The organism is Bartonella sp. MR100HLJHH (assembly GCF_042194215.1).
GTDB lineage: Bacteria > Pseudomonadota > Alphaproteobacteria > Rhizobiales > Rhizobiaceae > Bartonella > Bartonella grahamii.
The window spans coordinates 1-18,972 of sequence record NZ_JBHIMR010000015.1; the positions used below are offsets into that span (position 1 = coordinate 1).

Consider the following 18,972-nt stretch of genomic DNA (forward strand, 5'->3'; position numbering starts at 1 on the left):
ACAGAGTAATTGGCATGCCCCGCCCCCGCAAATTGTGCAATCGGTTGAATGGCTGTTGTGCCTCCCAAAAAACTTGGCAAAAACTCTCTTAAATTAATGGACCCAAACCACCCCTTCATACGATGAGGCAAAGATTTACAAAAATCTGTCAATTGTGAGATGGTGCCCATAAAACCATCGACAATCCAACTCGCTAAATCTTCCCCAGCTTGTTCCATACTTGCCTTGGCAGCATCAGAGAGCTTTTCGCGGGCAAAAAAGCTTCCCAACCAGCTCCAAAAGTTGGAAAGGCTTTGTTTAAAGCCCTCCCACACATTGCCAAACAACCTGCCAACAACGTCAAGTCCTTGTTTGAACTTTTGCCAATGTTCAGAGAAATCAAAAGCATTGGCGATTATATTTTTCCAACGCGTAATGGTGGTGGTATCGGCACCAAAAAAACGCATGACAGCCTCAAAGGCTTGCCCAAAAGCCCGAGATATCACCCGTGCAAAGCCCTTCATAAAAGAAGAAAAACGATCCCAATATTTCCACAAAACAAAACCAGCTGCCAGTATGACCGCCACAACAGCAGCAACCACAGCCCCTATTGGGGTAAAAATACCCCCCACAACAGAGGCAATAGCTGCCCCAGCCACTTCTATCGCTGCCCCAACAGAGCCAAAAGAGGCAGCAAATGCAGAACCAGAGACCATAACACCCCGAAACGCTGCCACGAGTAAAGTCATCGGGCGTAAAAGACGCAGCGCGCTCCCACCAAGCCCTGCCATCAATAACTTCAAGGAACGCCCTGAGGCTGCTAAGCCACGCCAGCTTGTTTTAAGCTTACCGCTCACACCAACAAGTTTGATCAAAGAGCCTATCAACTTTAGCAAGCCAAGGCGAGTGCCAGCAAAAGCAAAGCGCAAAACCCGTAGAGCAATGTTAAAAGCCATCAGGGCAGCAATGGTTTTGATAATGACGCTTGTTAAAGTGGGATGGGCATTCGCCCACGCCATCAACCCATTGGTAAAATTGCCAACACTTTCCATCAAACTGTTGAGGGGGGGCAGAAGCACTTCACCAATGGTAATCCCCAAAGCCACAATGCGGTTTTGCAAAAGTTCAAATTGCCGCATGGCACCGGTTGCTTGTTTGTCTGCTTCTTGTTCTACAGAACCTTTAAAGACTTGTGGATCTTTCACATAATCTAAAGCTTGCCCTAACAATTCGGGATTGCCCACCAATTTGGCAAAATCACCGGTAAAGTCCCGCCCAGCAATGGCAATCAGCGAGCGCATACCCTGTTCAGATTTCGCTAAAACATCAAAAAAGCGTACCAAGGTACCGGTGGCATCTTTGTCCAGATCTTGCATAAATTTTTCGCGGGAAAGCCCGATATTGGCAAAAGCATCTTCAATATGTTTACCCCCTGCCTGAATGCGCGCACTCATCGCATTAAAACCACGCGCTGCACTTTCTGGAACGATACCAGCAGAAATCATTGCCGTACCAAAAGCAGCGGTTTCACGGGCAGTGAGCTTAAACATGGTTGCCGCACCGGTGGCACGATTGGTAAAATCAGACACTTCACTTGCCTTGGCGGCCATGTGGTTAGAGAGATGGTTGATCGCATCGCCTAGATCTTCAATGCCTGCTTGATTAAGCTTAAAGACATTGCGCAACTTGGCAAAGCGCTCCCCAATCTGATCCCCCGTCATATCAAAAGCAACAGCCGCTTTAGCGGCATAAATGCTAAAAGCTTCTAGATCTTGTTCGCCAATCCCTGCTTGGCTAGCACTGGTCATCAGTTCCAAAACTTCACGTGCCGCTAGCGGAATCTTAGTGGAGGTTTCAAGCGCAAAACGTCGCAATTCCTTTAAGCGATCAAGGGGGGCATCCAGAACCTTTTCCAAGCCTTTCATCGATTGGTCAAATTGCATGGCTTTATAGAGCGGTGCAATTAAGGTTGCTGTTTGCGCAATGGCACCCACCATGCGCCCCCGCGCTTGGATAAAAGCATTTTCCGCATTCTTTGTCGCATCCTCAAGATGCTCAGGGTCAAACCAATTTTTAAAGTGCTGCCTTGTCTTGTTTTGGAAATGCGCAACCTCTGAACTGAAAGCTGCAAGATCACGCTTGGCAGAAGCTATCCCCTCTTGCAGATGATTGACAAAACGCACAACAAGGGAAACATCCATGATCGTCTCTTATCCTAACTGATGACTTTCATATTCTTGGGCTTTAAAGCGTGCTAATTCGCTGCGATAAGCAATCACATCCAGCCAATCCATCTGGTTAATCTCTGAAGGCGCCCAATGATAATAAAGGGCTAACTCTGCTCCAAATTGTCCGGCAGAGAGGATTGGCGTTGCGTAAAAAAAGCAGAAAAAGCCTTAAACACTGCCATAATGTCAACAACATCAAGACGATTAATCAATTCAACCGTTTCATGAGACATATCGGCTAAAAGCACGGCTATTCCTTCCATAGCCTCATGAGTAAATAAAGCCTCACAAAGCTTAAGAACAAGAATATCATTGCCCAATGTTGTTTTATCCTCTTCTACAGCGGGTAGAACGAGCTCTACCAACTGCGGTCCAATCAACACCGCTAATTGGCGTGCTTGCTTGAAGTTTGGGCGATAAAAGGTCAGTTTCTTGCAGAGAGATTCTTTGCCACCTTTATCCTGATAAGGAAGCGGAGCCTGCAACTCTACATCAATGCTGGTTTGTAAACTTGTCATGATCAATTCCTATAAATGAGAATAGAGCGGCGGCGAGAACCGATCTCTTGCCCGTTGCGGACAAGCCAACCGCCCCGTTTAAACGAAAAGCGGTGCAAAACAGAGCCATCCCAAAATTCCGTATAGTCCCAAACATTTTTGATCTCGCAATCATAGCCCGTTGCTTTCCCAGCTGTTAAGCCTTCACTATCCACTTTGACCAAGCGCCCTGTAACATCAATGGAATGCTCATGCTCGCGTCCATCTTCTTCAGAGATCACATGTTTTTTGCCGGTAAATTTATGACGAAGACCAGGAGGACCACCAAAAATACCGATAATTTCGGGTGTGTGACTGCGGATTTTCATTTGTATGCTCAAAGCTTTCACACCAAGACCGCTCACATCAATCTGCATATCAGAGCCCCCTGGTTGATAGGTTTCGGTGATTTCTTCCAACGTGGGCAGTTTCAATGTCTCAAGATCAAGATGGAGATTCACATCATCATCAACAATCAGGGTAAAACCGCGTACAATGCGTAAAGTCATGCTTTAACTCCTTGCTGCTTTGCGATAAGTTTCAAGCGTATCGCCAAATTGATAAGTCATTTTCTTTTGAATATCTTGCGCCAAACGATCAAAATAAGCGCTATTGCGCCGGCTGCCGAAACTCAAATCTTCTAAAGGTGGCACTTCTTCTGCATCAAACTCGACCCGCAATTTTCCCAATTGTAAAGTACTGTTGGAATTTAAATCGCGGTCAAACCAGACACGTCCACCCAAAAGCGCTCCACGCGCAATCAGATCATCAAGAAACTGCGTGAGGCTGCGGGTAATGGCAATAACATGTTGACCAGTAAGGTTTTCATCATTCGCCCAAGGGCGGAAACTGTTAATGATCGTTTTTTCCAAGGCTGCATGGGTGCGCACCACATTGACAAAACGCCACAATGGGTCACTGGAGGTGGTATGATTTCCCCATAAAATACGTCCATTGGAAGCTACTTCTCCCTGCCCATTTTGACTAAGTCGTGCTGGAATAAAGGTCGCAATATCGGCTTGGTTAAGGCGATTTGCCTCATGATCGATTTCGCCATCAAAATAGCTAATCGGGCGCGCGGTTCCTAAAATGCCTTTAACATCTTGGTTGGAGGGAGACCAAAAAACACCGCCCCTTTGCTTATCACGTTTGATAAACATGGCGGCAGCAAAAGGACTTGCCGGTTTAACACTCCAACCCCCATCACCATTTGCCACCCGTACAAAGGGGTCAATCAAATAACAAAAGCGTGAGGAAAAATCTGCGCGATAGGCAAGGCTTTCTTCCGCATTTTTACCACCCGTATCAAACACCGCAATCGCTTGTAGCTTTTCTGCCACCTGTTCCAAAGCGTCTGCCACAGGGTTTTTGCCATTGTCAATCCGCCCTGCACTATAAGCCGGTGCCAGTAAAATCCCAGGCTCTACCCCCAAATGCCCACGCGCATAAGCCAAGGCTGCACACCGGTCAGGTGAGCGTTTGATCCCACCATCTCAGTTTGTGTCTCAGCAATGGTTGATTTTTCTTCCACACGCACAAGGATAATTTGTGCCTCAATCCCTTGCGCACACACGGCGTTAATCACATCAAGAGCCGTGCCTCTTGCCCCAAGCTTTTGGATTTTCTCACCCTCATGCGTAAAGAGAAGAACAGGCTCGTTGAGGGGATAGGTCTGTGCATCAGGGGCTGTGACAACCGCCCCAATGGCGGTCTGATCAAATGTTGCTAAAGGACGTGATTTTTTATATTGATTAACCCTATTGACCTTAAATTATTGTCAAATACATAGAGTTATTCTTTATTTTGATCTTTCCTTAATTCTGTAACGGGAACACCATTAATACCCCAATTGTCTGTCTCCACCTCATCAATCACTACAACAGTCGTTTTCGGATTTTTATTCAGAATATTAACTAATAATTGAGTTGCCCCTTCTATTAGTTGCCGTTTCTGTTCAGAGGTAACCCCTTCATTAGTAATTTTAATGTTTATGTAAGGCATAAGATCTCCATAATTTACAAATATTGTACAAAAAAGCTCAAATAAATGAACGCAAAAAGATTAAATATTAATACATAATAGCTATGCATTTTAAAGCTCGTATCCACCGGTGAAATATGCAGGCTACTGGAAGCAAAAATAGCATTTATCGATACAGGAGAAAGGAGTTGAGCTGCAATAAAGAAGCAAATCCAAACCAAATAATCCGTAACCCCATAAGTTATCGATGACCCTAGTAAGGGAAATGCCAAACTAAATAGCACCATAGGGTGAATTCCTGCTACACTGAAAATTGGCAATACGAAGAGAATACAGGCATAGCGCTGCCAAACAGAGAGTGATGCCAATGAGTGACTAAACGTCACCGGCAACAAAGGAATAAGCAAATCACAAGTAGATATTAGCAGACTACAACCTAGCAACAACAGAATTTCACTTGATATACTGCGTATCACTGCCACCAAAGGAGTCAAAAAATCAACACTGCGTGAACTCCCACGCTCAATGACATATAGAATGCTCGCCGTCAACGCAATGCTTTCTAGTGCATTCAACCTGATAACTGTCAACGCAACGATAAATGTTAGCCAGAACAATATCAAAAAAATCCAAATTCTTAATCTCTCTCCTTCTTTATTCGCTCTCCTCTCATCGCAAATAATCGGATTAGCTAGCGGTACAACAGGAGAAAGGCACAACAACAACAGACTGAATAGAAAAAGTGGTATCCCCAAAGCAGCGGATGTGAATATTAGTGTTCTAGGCATAGCAGAGAAAACTGTTGCTGCACCGATGCTGGTTGGCATCAGTACCATTGTGATGCTCATCATTCGCATCACAATAGCGGCCAAATGGCGAGAGGGAAAAACACTTTTCTTCAAGGCATCAATCATTAGGGGGATAACCCCCAAACTCATCGGCCAAGCTAGAAACGCAGTCAGTATCGCGATGGACAGGGTAAGCGAACCCTTTCCATAGCGCATCAACCGTTCAGAGAGAAATTCTGAAATACGCCATATATTCATCACATGGCGCAACAATCCCATGGCGAGTAATAGCCAAAAGACATCAGTAAAACGCACAAGCACAGTACTAACATCAGGAAAATGCCAACGCCATATCAGCACTAAAGTACAAGCCAACAGGATGACCACACCACTGCGTGCATTCCCCTTCAACCACCAGTATGGTATCGTCAAAAGCAAATAACCGAAAACAGTCACTCCAGCCAATGGAATAAGAAACCAAGTTCTCATTGAGATAGATATAAGAAAAATGAATAGCATCAGCATCGCTATTATAGCGGATACGGAGGACATGCGTATCAGGAAGCTTTTTACATCATCAATGTACATTAATTGTTGAATCTTTGACTGAGTGGCGATTAAGAAGCTGCTCGTACATGTCAATGACACAGTGCCCTGCATCCCGCAGTGCACGCGAATTAACTAAAGGTCTAGGCAAAATATATGTATAAAAATTGGCCCCCTCTACTGGATTACCTACCACCCATAATGTATTTTGTACTTGTCCTTTAGTATCTATAGGATGCTGCTGACAGTCAATATCAATACCACCAGGATGATATCCTTGGTTGATAAATGGCCGGATGATACCCTGAGCAGCCAAATTTTTGATAAAAGGAGACTCATCACGCAACGGAGAAAAACTATCAATCTTGGCCGTGATCAGCACATCTCCATCAACTGAACTGTTTTCATCTTGGAAAACAGACTGAATTTCGAAACGGCTAGTACTAGCATTGAGAACAAGTTTAGGTGAAGGTCCGCCAGCCAAAGTCACGATACCAGCCTCCATCAGAGCCTTCAACTCTTGGTTTCGCTGCATCGGTGGGCCGACAGAAATACGGTTAAAGTTTGGATTAAAATATTCAATAAAGTACTTGTGAGATGAAGACGTTAACCCGCAAAAATCAATTGCTGAACGTAAGATATCACGGACATCTCGTAGCACATCTGTAGCAGCTTTCACTGGGCCATCAACATTACCTGCAGCGGAAGAATGAAGATCGTCCTTCAAATGCTCCATGAAGAATCTTGTATAATCCTTCAAAGAGGCAAATATTTTATTTCGATGAGGATACAGCAACGCTTGAATACACTGCTCGTCTTTGGAAGTAACAACATAGGTTTCAGGGTCTAGCCAGTGCCCCAGCTGCGTACTTCGATAGACATAACACATTTCTTTAAGCAACAGAGGTAAAAGCTGCGTTTCGAAATCCAGCTTCGGAGAACCGTTAGCAATGCTGGATTGCTTACGCAGATGATGTATTGCATCGAGAGTAAGGAATGATGGTATATATTGCCCACTACCACCCTTTTGATTAATCCCGCGACTACTAAAAGGCAATGTTTGACGGGAGAATAGAGCTATCTTCGGTTCTTTGCCGCTTGGCATGTAGCACAATTGTCCAGCATTTTCAGTAAAAGTCCCACCGCGACCGTAAGTCAATTGCGACAAGACATCATAGCTAGTTAATCCAATTCCCTGCACCAGCACACGAGACTGAGATTGTATAGAGTCCAACTTTTCAATTGGATAAGGATTCGAATAATAGTTCAAAAGCGCATTTTTCATTTGATGACCAGCCACAAACTGTTGCAGGCTTTCATCATGCGATGAATATGTATTCTTACCGTGACCCGTGGTAATATAAACAAAATCTACACTGTAACGATAGCCATCTTCCAAAAGAACATCCGTTTTATTATCTTGGTGGATATGGAGATTGATAACTTTTTGTCGGATCTCCTTAATACGAATACCGGAAGGTAAATCTTGCGTGAGCTCTTGGTAAGCCCAAGACAGGTATTCCCCTAACAAACGACGTGATAAATAATCATTTTCTTTGATTTCTCTCCCAACATTATGCTCTGTACGAGAAAAAACACCGTTAATATTACGATAACCTTGTTGAATAGCCCATTGATAGAAATTCGGTCCCTTACGAATAGGCCCTACCCCCTTAACTGTATCATCACCAAATAAAGTAATCTGGCAAGCGACAGTGTTAACCAATAAATGATCTGGCTGATGCACACTATGGGTACCGGTTCCCATCTCATTGGGATCAATCAATAAAATATCAATGTTCCCAGAAAATGGATAATGGGAATAAAGTGTGAGCAAGCGTTCGAGAATACTGATCCCACGAGGACCAACGCCCAAAATAGCGACTGTAGAGTGAAGCATTCTTTAATCTCCCCTATTAGAATAATTTGACTTTCACAAAATGTTTCAAAAAGAACGTAATAAATTCTCTCGACTTTTTAGTGAAGATTGCGGGTTTATGAAACGCCAACGACCTTTTTACAAAGACAATATTGGCAGATTCCAGCAGCAGCAAAAAGCGCTACAGCACCACAGATAACGGAAAGCGCAATGGCATGTGAACCAAACTGTAAAAAACTCGTCAAGAGAGGTCCTAATATTTGGCCAAAACCGTAAGTTAAGGTAGCCAAGCCTAGCAGATTTATGCCATACGGCGCATATAAACGCTTAGCTAACGGCATAACTAGAGAGGTTGTCCCCATAAAAGTAAATCCAAACCCTATGCAACTGAGAACTATCAGTACAAGAGACTGGCTGAATAATGTCAGTAATACGCATCCTCCTTGGATAAGCAAATTGAGCATCAGACAACGTAAGACCCCCCACCGATGGGCTCCCCATAACCAAATGAAACAACTAGGAACAATGGCTATTCCGACAAACGACCATAAATGGTTAGCGAGTAGTGGGAAATTAAATGTTTTCGCCATCAGAGGAAGATATGTCGCGACAATAATATAACCAAACCCAGCGAGCCCATAAATCAGAGCGAGTTCCCACCAAACGATATTTTCGTGTGCCAATGACTCATTACCAGCAAATTGAGACGCATCAACACGACGTGGAAATAAAATAAACAACAAGAGCAACAATACAACAGATATAAAACCAGCTCCAAACCAAATATTTTTCGCGTTCAGCGATTTACTCAAACCAATAATAACATACTCATTACCCAGTAGAATACCAACTCCCACACCTGCATAAAGTGAAGCAATAACCCACAGCTTGTGAGTATGCTGCATAACCGTAATAGAACCAAAAATCATCATTGCTGCACTCGCGATACCGGCAGCAAAGCGGATAAAGAAGACCAAGTAAAAGTTTGTTGTTAACGCCATGGCAAAAATAAGTGCACTCGTCACTATAGCTGCACCAAATAGCATGTAGGGAGCACGGGATATATTCCCAACTCTGCAAAACGAAAAAAACATACTCCCAACTAAATAACCGCCATAATTAGCGCTAGCTATATAAGAAAGTTGCTTAAAGGTAAACAATCCTTCATCCAACATAACTGGAAATACCGGCGTATAGAAAAATCGCCCAATCCCCATCCCCAAAATCATAATAATCATACCGAATACAGCGATTCCGAAACAACTCAAATCTTGACGATTATTTTTTCCCCCCATTACTCTAATTCCTTAACTAATAATTCGCTCATCCGCATTCTATCTCATCAATAGTAGCACTTATCTCAGAGAATAAAAGCCAATCTAGCCATTTGTTTAAGTAACCAGAGCAACATATTGAGCGATTATTGTCAACATTACTGGATCAGTTATATGCATTTCATCGTTTTACGCCCTGCTCCATGTATGCTCTTCTCCCTACAAAGCTTCTTTTTCAGAAAAATAATGGCTGTAATTAAGCAGCAATAACAACGAAGACATCAATAAGCACGCCCCCGTTCAGACAAAACAATATCCCCCAAAGCTACAGCTTCATCAGGTGCGACCAAAATATCCTCAAAGGGGTGCGTTATGTTCACATGGTGAACGCCCTCAACCATCAAGCGGCTTAGTATCCAACTTAAAGACAAATCACGCCCAAGCCTTTGCGCACGCGCCCATTCTGCTCTTAAATTCTGCTCCGCTCTTTCCAAAACAAAGGAGCCTTCATCCGGTAACAACCAAAAATCAGCAGAAACATTGATCATCCGCTGTACCGCGCTTTTCACAAAAATGTGGTCATTGGTCATTTTAACATGGGGGGCATCAAGGGCTGCTTGTACCTTGGCAATCAAAGCTTCATCAGCCACCCCTGAAGGGGCGTCACTAAAAAGCGCAACATGAATAAGTGGACTTTTACCCTCACGATAAACAAAAGCATCTTTGACATGGATATCGCTTGAGAGGGCAAAATATTGAGTGCGTGGCACTGTGCCACCTGTGGAATGTCCTTGTCTATTCAAGCGAATGCGGCGGCGCAAACGCTCATCATCTTCATCCAAAAGGCGCGTGACCCCATGAAAATCCCCCAAATGATCTAAACTTGTTCCACGCGCAAATGTGAGTAAATTATCCCGCGCCACTTCATTAATCCGCTGGCGCAATAGCAACTCTTCATAAGCGGCCGCTTGCAATTGAATGACAACCGGATCATAAGCCGTCTTTTCCACATTATAAGGGATATGATGCGCTGCAAAAAGCTCAGTCAAACGCGTGATCTTTTGCTCTAAAATTGCTTCAACAGAAAGCTCTTCAATAATTTGTGGCAAAGGGAGTTGTGGAGGGGGAATTTGTGGAATGGATAAAGGTTCAAACTCTGTCATCCCCAACCTCTAAATCAATACTCATTGGTTCCTTATGCGACCAATCCCCCAAATGCTCATTGAGATAAAAAACACCCGTTAAAACAAAATGGCCCGTTAAAACAAATGGAATGTGCCTTCACGCGTTGCTTTTGTCAGATCAATCCTCTGCAACGAAAACCCAGGCTCTCCACACCCTGGATCATCGAGTGCTTCAACAATTGCTTGATAAAGCTGCATCATCGTCGCAGGATCAGCATTGGCGTCTTGGAATGCTCCAACATCACATCCATAATGACGACGCAAAACCCGTGTCCCAATTCTTGTCGTCAGACATTTACGAAGTGACTGTTGGCAATGTGCCCAACCATATAAGAGAGAGCCATCCTTTTCGCTTATCCCACACCGCATGCTTTAAGCACCCTTTGCTTGTCTTTGTGTTAGAAACAGTTGGGGGCGCAGAAACAACAGGTGCTGGTTTTTCAGCAATCTGACCAAGCAGCAACGGATATTTAGCCGCTTCCTCACTTAAACAAATTTCTTCACCTTTGCCCGGTGAACGTTGACCAGCAACAAAATCGGCATTGGTTAAAATAACATAAGTGTTCTCACGCATGATAAACTCCTTTAAAGGGGGTAAGAGGTTGTGGAGGGACCCATTTTGACCCCACCGTGTTTGTGGCTTGCGCCAACAGATTTTTGATTGTGCTGCAAATCTTCTGCTTGAATGTGCACACTACCCGTTAATTCAACACGGGTTGATTGATGAGAAAGCACCAAACCTTTTTCACTCAAATGGATTTGGTTTTCCCCATGGGAGAGAATGAGTTCATCCTTCGTGATACGCAAAGCGCCATAAGAGCCGTCACTTTTCTTTCCTCCTTTGTGCTGTAAGAGCTTTATCTCGTTGCTCAAGCGTGTCTTCTAAATGAATAACTTTTCGTTTCTTATCGAAATATTTTCCTCAGACTTTGAAGCCTGTTATTTAAATTATCAACTTCGTGATCGAGCCTTTTAACCTCTTGATTTAAGTTATCAATATGTTCTTGATGTTTAGAAATCACTTCTAAATAATGTAATGATTGAGACTGATCCTTAAGCTTATTTGCTTCATTTAATTCTCGAAAAGCCTCTGTTCTTTTCTCAACATGCTCAAATAAAGTAAAAACCTTCTCGAGCCGTTCAAAAATTGCAGCATTCCGCTTTTGCGTTATTTCATATTTATAAGTCAATTGCTTGTTATTTGGCATATTTTTCAGCAATGCAAAATAGAGTGCCTGCTGTTCAAAAGCTATTCTCTTCAAGTCCTCTACCGACACCCCCAATATTTGCATTGTATCGTTCCATCCTCTCTCCGCATTGTCTTTTTCAAACTTTGCTGAATCCAACTTCTGAACCGCATCATCACGTTCCTTAACAACTTGGGAACAAAATAATTTATCTATACCCGTATAGCCATGCGAGGTAGATAAAAGATATATTAGCAAAAATATGATAAGCAATAAGCCTTCCCTCAACAGAACTTTTTTTGTAAACATTTTTTATTTGCTCGTATGCAATAAATTAAAATAAACAATTAAATTTGTATTGAAAAATTAATAATGAAATTTATTAAATCTATTTAGAATAATCTATGATAAAAATAAAAAGGGATAAATTGTACACAAATTAAATACTCAACAAACAAAATAAAGCTATAAAAACTAATTTATTCAATAAAATAGTCATAGATTTTTCTGTCTAGCTTTATATCTCTATAGGAGCAATTTAATCACTTTATAGGTGACTTTAAAATATTTTAATAGGATATTATAATTACTTCAAAAATAACATTTTGATTAATAAATATACTAACAATTATAAAATGATGCGTATACAAAACGGATAACCACAATCAATGTAGTGATCAACTACTTTATAATATAGATTTGTTTGTTTTATCCGTAGCAGCAATAAAAAAGTTTGTGTTTTTACATAAATTCAAATTTATTCATTTTTTATATTATATTTTATGCTATTACTTTTAAGTTAATAAAGATCATAGAGTTTTAAACTGATGAGATGCGTTCTTTTCTCAATGTACGCTCATTAATATTTGATGTAGGAATATTTACTTTACATCATAAAAATGTATTTACAATAATAATATTTTATATAGGATCCTCCTCCCATGTAATGTGGTGAATAATGAAAACATCAATAACGAGGAGGAAATCATGGATCATACAGAATATAAGTAATAACTAAAGAAATTTACCTGAAATTATTTTTCAGGGAAAAGTTGGTTTACTCTACAAGTGGGGAGGAGAAATGAAACAACAATATATTTTAGGAAAATACACACGTGTTGTTGTTCGTGAAGAGGATGCTATTTTTGGTGCAGGTTCAAACCAGTTTATTATCAATGATAAAAATTTTTGGGAGAACTTAGTGCTTATTGCGGCACAATGGATCAAAAAAAAGACAGTAGATGAAGTTTACAATTCACTATCATTAATCATGTTAAAAGAAAATTTTGACCGTGCGTTTGATTTTCTTGTTTCTAACCATTTTCTTGTCAAAGCTGAAACATCAGACAATATCCTCAATAATCGGTATTCCAGAAGTCATCTCCATTATCAAATGTTATGGTATGCATCCAACCTCTGTTCAGCATACTCTTTTGCAAAAAAGTGTCGTCATTTTAGGGGGTGGTGGGATTGGTAATCATGTATCAGCAATGCTTGCATCCTCTGGCGTTAGAAAATTGACTCTTGTTGACAATGATGTGATCGAGATGACCAACCTTACCAGACAAATTCTTTTTACTGAAGAAGATATCGGTCTTCCGAAAACAACAGTTCTTAAACGTGAGCTGATGCGGAGAAACAGCCAAATTGAAGTTCATGAATTACAAATGTTGATTACTGAAAAAGAGGATATCAACAAATTACCCAAAGCTGATTTATGGATCATTTCTGCTGATTCACCTGTTCAGCTAGGCCTATGGATCAATGAATGGTGTGTGAAAAATAAACAAGCCTATATAAATTCCGGTTATGTTAATGATATAGCTGTCTTTGGTCCATTTTACATACTTAAGAAAACTGGTTGTTACGCATGTAGCTCGTCTATAGGCAATCTTCCGGCAAAAAGTGATCACCTTATTTATGAAGCTTGTATTATGGTTAATAATAACTTCAAAGTTGCTACATTTCCCCCTGTTAATGCACTTTCAGCTGCCATGTGTGCTAATGATGCTCTTAAATTTTTGGGTGGTTATGGAAGCCTTCTTTCCACTGATCGCCGTGTGGGGATATGGAGCAGCCAACTTTTCACAGAAGAGCGTTCTCTAAAGAAAAATCCTCACTGTAAGGTTTGTGGAACAACACAATGAACAGACCTCGCACCCTTGCTCTCAACTATGGATCCTATAATGCTGTCCGCATGCTGATCGGCGTTTACCATGCTATTTTTTTAATGTCCATGGGAGTTAGTCTGGCGCAATTAGCTCTGCTTCAGGTTGTCTTTTCCACCACCATCCTGCTGCTTGATTTTCCCTGCGCTGTTTTATCTGACAGATATCGACGTAAATATTCCGTTATGGCTGGGGTCTTTATGACAGGAATATTTTATCTTCTATGCCTTCAAGCTCCCAATATGACGGCACTTATTATTGCGCAAATTCTCTATGCAGCGAGCATTTGCATCATTGTCAGCGCCATTGACGGATGGATTTACCATTCTCTAGGCGATAAACAGGATCACTTTTCGCATTATGCTCATCTCTACCACCAAGTTAACTCTTTCGGAAGTATTCTCAGTGGGATTATAGGAATTGGAACGATCTATTACTCTGGACAATATTTTATGGGATATATCATCTCATGCCTCATGATGGGATTTATTTTTTTGATATTCCTTATTGTTCCTGAAGAAAAGAAAACGACAATTGAAACATCCAAAACAAAAACAATCTTGCACAATGCCAAGGAAACGCTTTGGATCTTTCAAAATACAGTAGGAGGCGCATGGTTTATTTTCCTCATGTGCCTTTTTAGCGCTGGTATTCAAATTATTTATCATTTCTGGCAACCGATAATACTTTCAGGGGGGAAAATTAATCACCTCAACGGTTCGCAAATGCTCGTCTTGATGTGCTGCCATATTGGAGCCTTTTCAGCACAATATTTTTCAAATTTACTGATGTCTAAGTATCATGTTTTTGATAAAAAATATAAGAATTCTATAAAATATTTTTCCTTCTTTTCTGCGCTGATGTGCATAGCGCTCTATTTTTCAGTTCATAGCCATCAAACTGCTGCATCAGTCATCGCCTTCTCTTTAATCCATGGATTTATTTGCACTGTACCGATAGGGGCCAAAAGCTTATTTTTCTCAGAACTTAACCAAAAACAAACGCAGCATATTTCCGGTATTGTTGGTGCTGTATCTTTTAGCGGAAGAATATTTTCAATTACAGTATTAAGTATTATTTCTTTTCTTCCTGCAAAAGTTTCTCCATCTTACTACCTAATATTACCGACCATTACTTTTTTCATGTGTGGTTTGGTTGTCATGAGATGGATGAAACACTCTCACAAGTCTCTATGAGAGGAAAATTTTTAAAATTATCACCCACAATGTTTTCTTCTAAAAGAGATCTATACGTTTTTGAGAGCATTGCCACATCCAACTTTCAACATACAATGAAATTATAAAGCAATATGTTGATTTATAATCATAATATAGCAAACTCGAATATTGTAAGATCCTTTCTTTTAAAATCTGTTTTTATGGTTGAAACAATCAAAATCATTGCTTGCACATCATACGTGGAGAAAGCTGTATAAATAAAAACAATTTAGAAAAGAAAAATGCCTCTGATGAACTCCCATAATCAAAGTCTATCACAACATGGAAGCAGGTGTATAATATGCCTCGTGGCATCTTCATAAGTATACAAATGGTGTGGCTCTATAAGACTTTATATGCCTCACAGAAACTTTTGCATTTTATACCATTTAAGAGGTGCCGTCGCAAAATAGGCCTATACACATTAAGAGATATCTCTTTAACACAAGTGCACAAATTGGCAACACAAGTATATTTGTGTTTAGAATATTCTTTTTATATGAGAGGCATAATCCCAACGGGATAAACAAAAACGTAAGACACATAATCTTCATTATTTAAAAGACACTGCCATAGAGATTTATGAAAATTATAAAACTGAATTAATAAGATGATGATAAAAATGGGAGCTCATTTCCACCTTTTTCGCTTTTATATTTTTTCAAAATTAAAAAGATTCTTCCGTTTTTAGAAATGACTCGCTAGCAAATATATACAATATTTTCTCCCCTATTTGATATATAAAAGCTGACATAACGGATAAAGCAAAAGCTTAGCAAAACAACGTCATAAGATAATAAATGTGCCACCAAACAATTGGAACGATATAGAGAAGTCAAAAACACTTTTTGGAACAAAATCCGTAACATATCTAGCTTTACGGCCGCTTATTCTTACAAATGTTCGTGCTGCTCCCTATGTCCATAAAAATAAATAAGCAATCCTTAGCTAAAAAATATGCAACGTCAATGTGATGCTACAACAGAGATTCGCTTTCCTTTATCAACAAAAGCATGAGAACTTTTGAAACAAACCCATCTTTCTCGGGATATTTTTTTCCACAACTGATCATATTTCCTTTAATATAAATTGGCATAGCGATTTACGTAAAACATATTGCGCTTAAAACATCCCCCATTGGTTTTGCTTTAGTTTACGCCATTAGAAAAAAAGTTTTTGTAACTTGTTTCATGAAACATAAAATAAAAAATAAACACAGGAATTAAGAAAATGAGCAACCACACGCGCTGCTAACGCAGGTATTACAATTTCGCAAATAAATTTAGATGGAAGAAAGATAAAATAGCACCACTCTATACCAAAACAGCCGATAGAAAACGTCTAGCAAGAAAAGCAATTAAAAAGCTTCACAAAATTGGGATTAGTAGAAAAGCAAATGGGCACAAATTACTGAAAATAAAATTCCCACACACAATCGACTACTTTTATAATAATAGATGGCGAAGATATAATAATAGATGGCGGAGAGGAAGAGATTCGAACTCTCGAGAGCCTTTTGAGCCCTACTCCCTTAGCAGGGGAGCGCCTTCGACCACTCGGCCACCTCTCCAACAGAGAGGCATAAATGGTATCAACAGAAAGTTCAAGACATTTTCGACTTTTTTCCCAAATATCTGAAATTTTTCTCCTATTGAGCCCATAGGGATAAAAAGTTAACAAAACAAAAATTGTGTCTTTTTTACCACATTATCTCGAATAGTACATGTATACATTACAAAAAGGTAATTTCATATTTGAAACTCTAAAAAGATTAGTATAGCTAAGGTAACAAGTGCCGCGTATTTTATTTATGTCTTTGTCCTTAATGCGTTAGGTGAATGATACTCTTTAGAAGAAGATTAAACGGACCTCGGAGATCTTATATGAATATTAAATCCCTCTTTTTAAGCTCTACAGCAGCTTTTTTAGCAATTTCTGGAGTACATGCTGCTTCAACAGTTATCGCCGAACCCGAACCTGTAGAATATATTCGCGTTTGTGATGCCTACGGAAAAGGATATTTTTATATCCCTGGAACAGATACCTGCATACGTTTATCAGGAAATGTTCGTGCTGATTTTATAGGCGGTGATAATATCGATGCAACAAGCGAAACTGAACTTAGAGACAAAAGAAAAACCTATGGCGCATCATCACGGCTCACCCTTGTTTTTCAAGCAGCTTCTGAAACAGAAATGGGAACACTCCGTTCATATGCAAGAATTTTCTCAAGCTGGGGTGATGGTAGAGACAGCGCTGGTGCAAGGCTTTCAGCCGCTTACATTGAACTGGGTGGTTTTCGCGTAGGTCTTGATGACACAATTTTCAACAGCTGGACTGGTGATTATGGAAATGTTCTCAATGATGATAGCATAGCACCTGCCGGCACAACACGCACCAATTTTATTTCCTACACCTTTAATGGTGACTCCGGCTTTTCTGCTATTATCGGAGCTGAATTAGGCAATAATTCAGATTCTCTTCCTGGAACAACAGGATACTATATTGATAAAGATGATAAGCTTGTTTCTATCACGAAGGATACTCCTCTTCCAAGTAAAGCAATTAAAAATTACACCCCGAATGTGGTTTTGGGTATAAAGTTTATGCAAAAATGGGGTGGTTTTTCAGCGGTTGCAGCATATGATACTTACTACAAAAAGTGGGCTGGAAAAGTACGTGCAGATTTCAATATCAATGATCGTTTCAATCTATGGGTAATGGCTGGTTATAAAAATGGCCTTGATTACTACACAGTAAATGAAAATGATGAGTTATCACGAAAAAGCACAACGATTTATGCAAACTGGGGCGGTAAATGGGCTGCTTGGGCAGGTGCCACTTACAAACTCACTCCAAAGGCAAATTTAAATGCACAGGTTTCTTATAGTGCTGTAAAAACTTTTGCAACTTCTGTAAATATTGCATATACGCTGGTTCCAGGATTTGTAATTACACCTGAATTAACCTATGTTAATTGGAATGATGATCGCATTGTGACGGATAAAAATAATGATGAAAAACATTTATTCAATAAAAAAAGTGCTTTTCAAGGTATGATCCGTTTACAGCGTTCATTCTAATCCTATTTAAGCTAAAGATTTTAAAAACTGGCAACATAAGTTGCCAGTTTTTATTTTTGCAATCAAACATCATGAGCATCTTTCTTGATACTTATTTTCTTGTCTTTTTGACAAAAATTACTGACTTTCACAAAAATATTCTCAGAAAATTAACCTAATGTGCTTGATAAGAACACTGCGTAGGCGGTGCTTACACATCAATTCAAACAATCTCTTGCGTGCCCTTTAAAGGTGAACAAATACCTTTGCTTTATTACCAAATTGGTCTTTCTTGGTAATTTACTTTTCACCTTTGTTAATTCAGCTCATGATCTTCTCAGATAAATTCTACACTGAACAGATAAAATATTGAAAAAACAAGACATCATTGTGTTTTTTATATGCATGAATGTGTCTTCTATTAACATCCTAAAACACAACATTTTACAACACTGCCTCGCATTAAAAAACTTAATCATCAAGAAACATGTTGTCAAAACGATGAAAATATCCTCCAAAGCAATAAAAGAGAAAATAGATATGTCTTCAAAAAATGAATTGACCTCTTCCCCTTCTAAAGAATAGAGACTCCTATCAGTAGCAATCTGTAAACGACCCACCTTTTTTTGAATCTGCATCACATTGATTTATAATGATAATCTATTATTTTGCATGTTGAATTAACCAAAACCATTCACTTGTACATGACAAATGGAGAGAGCCATGTGAAAAAAACAAGTAAAGAAAATCCTTTTATGCATCGTTTTAAGTTCCAAGGGCTGTAGTAACATTGAGATCTGGCAAAGTATATAATGGTGCTAGGCACTTTTATTAAGCATAAAAATGAGAATACACTTCATAGAGGATTTTAGATTATATTCTTTATGAACGTCGCTGTAAAATATGTGTTGTGATACAGACTAAAAGACATTTCTTTAAAACAA

Annotated in this window: 14 protein-coding genes, 1 tRNA gene and 4 pseudogenes; 5 read left to right on the forward strand and 14 right to left on the reverse strand. The window is 39.9% G+C overall.

Annotation, left to right across the window (positions count from 1 at the left end; genetic code table 11):
- From ACFIJ7_RS07975 to ACFIJ7_RS08035, 13 genes and pseudogenes are all read right to left on the reverse strand, one after another.
- Nucleotides 1-2,180: phage tail tape measure protein (locus ACFIJ7_RS07975; protein WP_375644983.1), on the reverse strand; the 2,180-nt coding region annotated here is incomplete at its 3' end.
- Nucleotides 2,181-2,311: 131 nt separating this feature from the next.
- On the reverse strand, nt 2,312-2,725 hold the full coding sequence (locus tag ACFIJ7_RS07980; protein WP_375644984.1) for a hypothetical protein: 414 nt from the start codon (nt 2,723-2,725) through the stop codon (nt 2,312-2,314).
- 2 nt (nt 2,726-2,727) lie between these two features.
- A complete protein-coding gene (locus ACFIJ7_RS07985; protein ID WP_375644985.1) occupies nt 2,728-3,252 on the reverse strand; it encodes a phage major tail tube protein in 525 nt (174 codons plus the stop codon).
- 3 nt (nt 3,253-3,255) lie between these two features.
- A pseudogene (locus ACFIJ7_RS07990) lies at nt 3,256-4,448 on the reverse strand (phage tail sheath family protein).
- 86 nt (nt 4,449-4,534) lie between these two features.
- Nucleotides 4,535-4,744 (reverse strand): 2-hydroxymuconate tautomerase family protein, encoded by a 210-nt coding sequence (locus tag ACFIJ7_RS07995; RefSeq protein WP_015856802.1) that lies wholly within the window; start codon nt 4,742-4,744, stop codon nt 4,535-4,537.
- 14 nt (nt 4,745-4,758) lie between these two features.
- Nucleotides 4,759-6,000, reverse strand: a complete 1,242-nt coding sequence (locus ACFIJ7_RS08000) for a hypothetical protein (RefSeq protein ID WP_375644986.1) — start codon at nt 5,998-6,000, stop codon at nt 4,759-4,761.
- Between the two features lie 88 nt (nt 6,001-6,088).
- Nucleotides 6,089-7,957, reverse strand: coding sequence for an FAD/NAD(P)-binding protein (locus ACFIJ7_RS08005; RefSeq protein WP_375644987.1), 1,869 nt, complete (start codon nt 7,955-7,957; stop codon nt 6,089-6,091).
- A 95-nt stretch (nt 7,958-8,052) separates the two neighbouring features.
- A complete protein-coding gene (locus tag ACFIJ7_RS08010; RefSeq protein WP_375644988.1) occupies nt 8,053-9,231 on the reverse strand; it encodes a YbfB/YjiJ family MFS transporter in 1,179 nt (392 codons plus the stop codon).
- A 260-nt stretch (nt 9,232-9,491) separates the two neighbouring features.
- The gene (locus ACFIJ7_RS08015) at nt 9,492-10,373 is read right to left on the reverse strand and encodes a baseplate J/gp47 family protein (protein WP_375644989.1); all 882 of its coding nucleotides are present in this window, start codon (nt 10,371-10,373) and stop codon (nt 9,492-9,494) included.
- Nucleotides 10,360-10,763, reverse strand: a pseudogene (locus tag ACFIJ7_RS08020) (GPW/gp25 family protein). Before ACFIJ7_RS08020 ends, ACFIJ7_RS08015 begins: the two are co-directional and overlap by 14 nt.
- 10 nt (nt 10,764-10,773) lie before the next feature.
- Nucleotides 10,774-10,968: pseudogene (locus tag ACFIJ7_RS08025) on the reverse strand (hypothetical protein); the annotation flags it as partial.
- Between the two features lie 11 nt (nt 10,969-10,979).
- The gene (locus ACFIJ7_RS08030; protein ID WP_375636601.1) at nt 10,980-11,267 is read right to left on the reverse strand and encodes a hypothetical protein; all 288 of its coding nucleotides are present in this window, start codon (nt 11,265-11,267) and stop codon (nt 10,980-10,982) included.
- Nucleotides 11,268-11,299: 32 nt separating this feature from the next.
- Nucleotides 11,300-11,890 (reverse strand): hypothetical protein, encoded by a 591-nt coding sequence (locus ACFIJ7_RS08035; RefSeq protein WP_375644990.1) that lies wholly within the window; start codon nt 11,888-11,890, stop codon nt 11,300-11,302.
- A gap of 772 nt (nt 11,891-12,662) precedes the next feature.
- Between ACFIJ7_RS08035 and ACFIJ7_RS08040 the strand changes: the two genes are divergently transcribed.
- The 4 genes and pseudogenes from ACFIJ7_RS08040 to ACFIJ7_RS08055 form a co-directional block, all read left to right on the forward strand.
- Nucleotides 12,663-13,058, forward strand: a complete 396-nt coding sequence (locus ACFIJ7_RS08040; protein ID WP_375644991.1) for a hypothetical protein — start codon at nt 12,663-12,665, stop codon at nt 13,056-13,058.
- Nucleotides 13,015-13,728, forward strand: coding sequence for a ThiF family adenylyltransferase (locus ACFIJ7_RS08045; protein ID WP_375636606.1), 714 nt, complete (start codon nt 13,015-13,017; stop codon nt 13,726-13,728). The genes ACFIJ7_RS08040 and ACFIJ7_RS08045 overlap by 44 nt, the downstream gene beginning before the upstream one ends.
- Complete coding sequence (locus tag ACFIJ7_RS08050; RefSeq protein WP_375644992.1) at nt 13,725-14,945, forward strand: MFS transporter; 1,221 nt, start codon at nt 13,725-13,727, stop codon at nt 14,943-14,945. The genes ACFIJ7_RS08045 and ACFIJ7_RS08050 overlap by 4 nt, the downstream gene beginning before the upstream one ends.
- Before the next feature lie 1,255 nt (nt 14,946-16,200).
- Nucleotides 16,201-16,340, forward strand: a pseudogene (locus ACFIJ7_RS08055) (integrase); the annotation flags it as partial.
- A 105-nt stretch (nt 16,341-16,445) separates the two neighbouring features.
- Here ACFIJ7_RS08055 and ACFIJ7_RS08060 read toward each other — a convergent pair.
- Nucleotides 16,446-16,536 (reverse strand) — tRNA-Ser (locus ACFIJ7_RS08060).
- A gap of 313 nt (nt 16,537-16,849) precedes the next feature.
- Here ACFIJ7_RS08060 and ACFIJ7_RS08065 point away from each other — a divergent pair.
- Nucleotides 16,850-18,049, forward strand: a complete 1,200-nt coding sequence (locus tag ACFIJ7_RS08065) for a porin (RefSeq protein WP_375636609.1) — start codon at nt 16,850-16,852, stop codon at nt 18,047-18,049.
- The last annotated feature ends 923 nt before the right edge of the window (nt 18,050-18,972 follow it).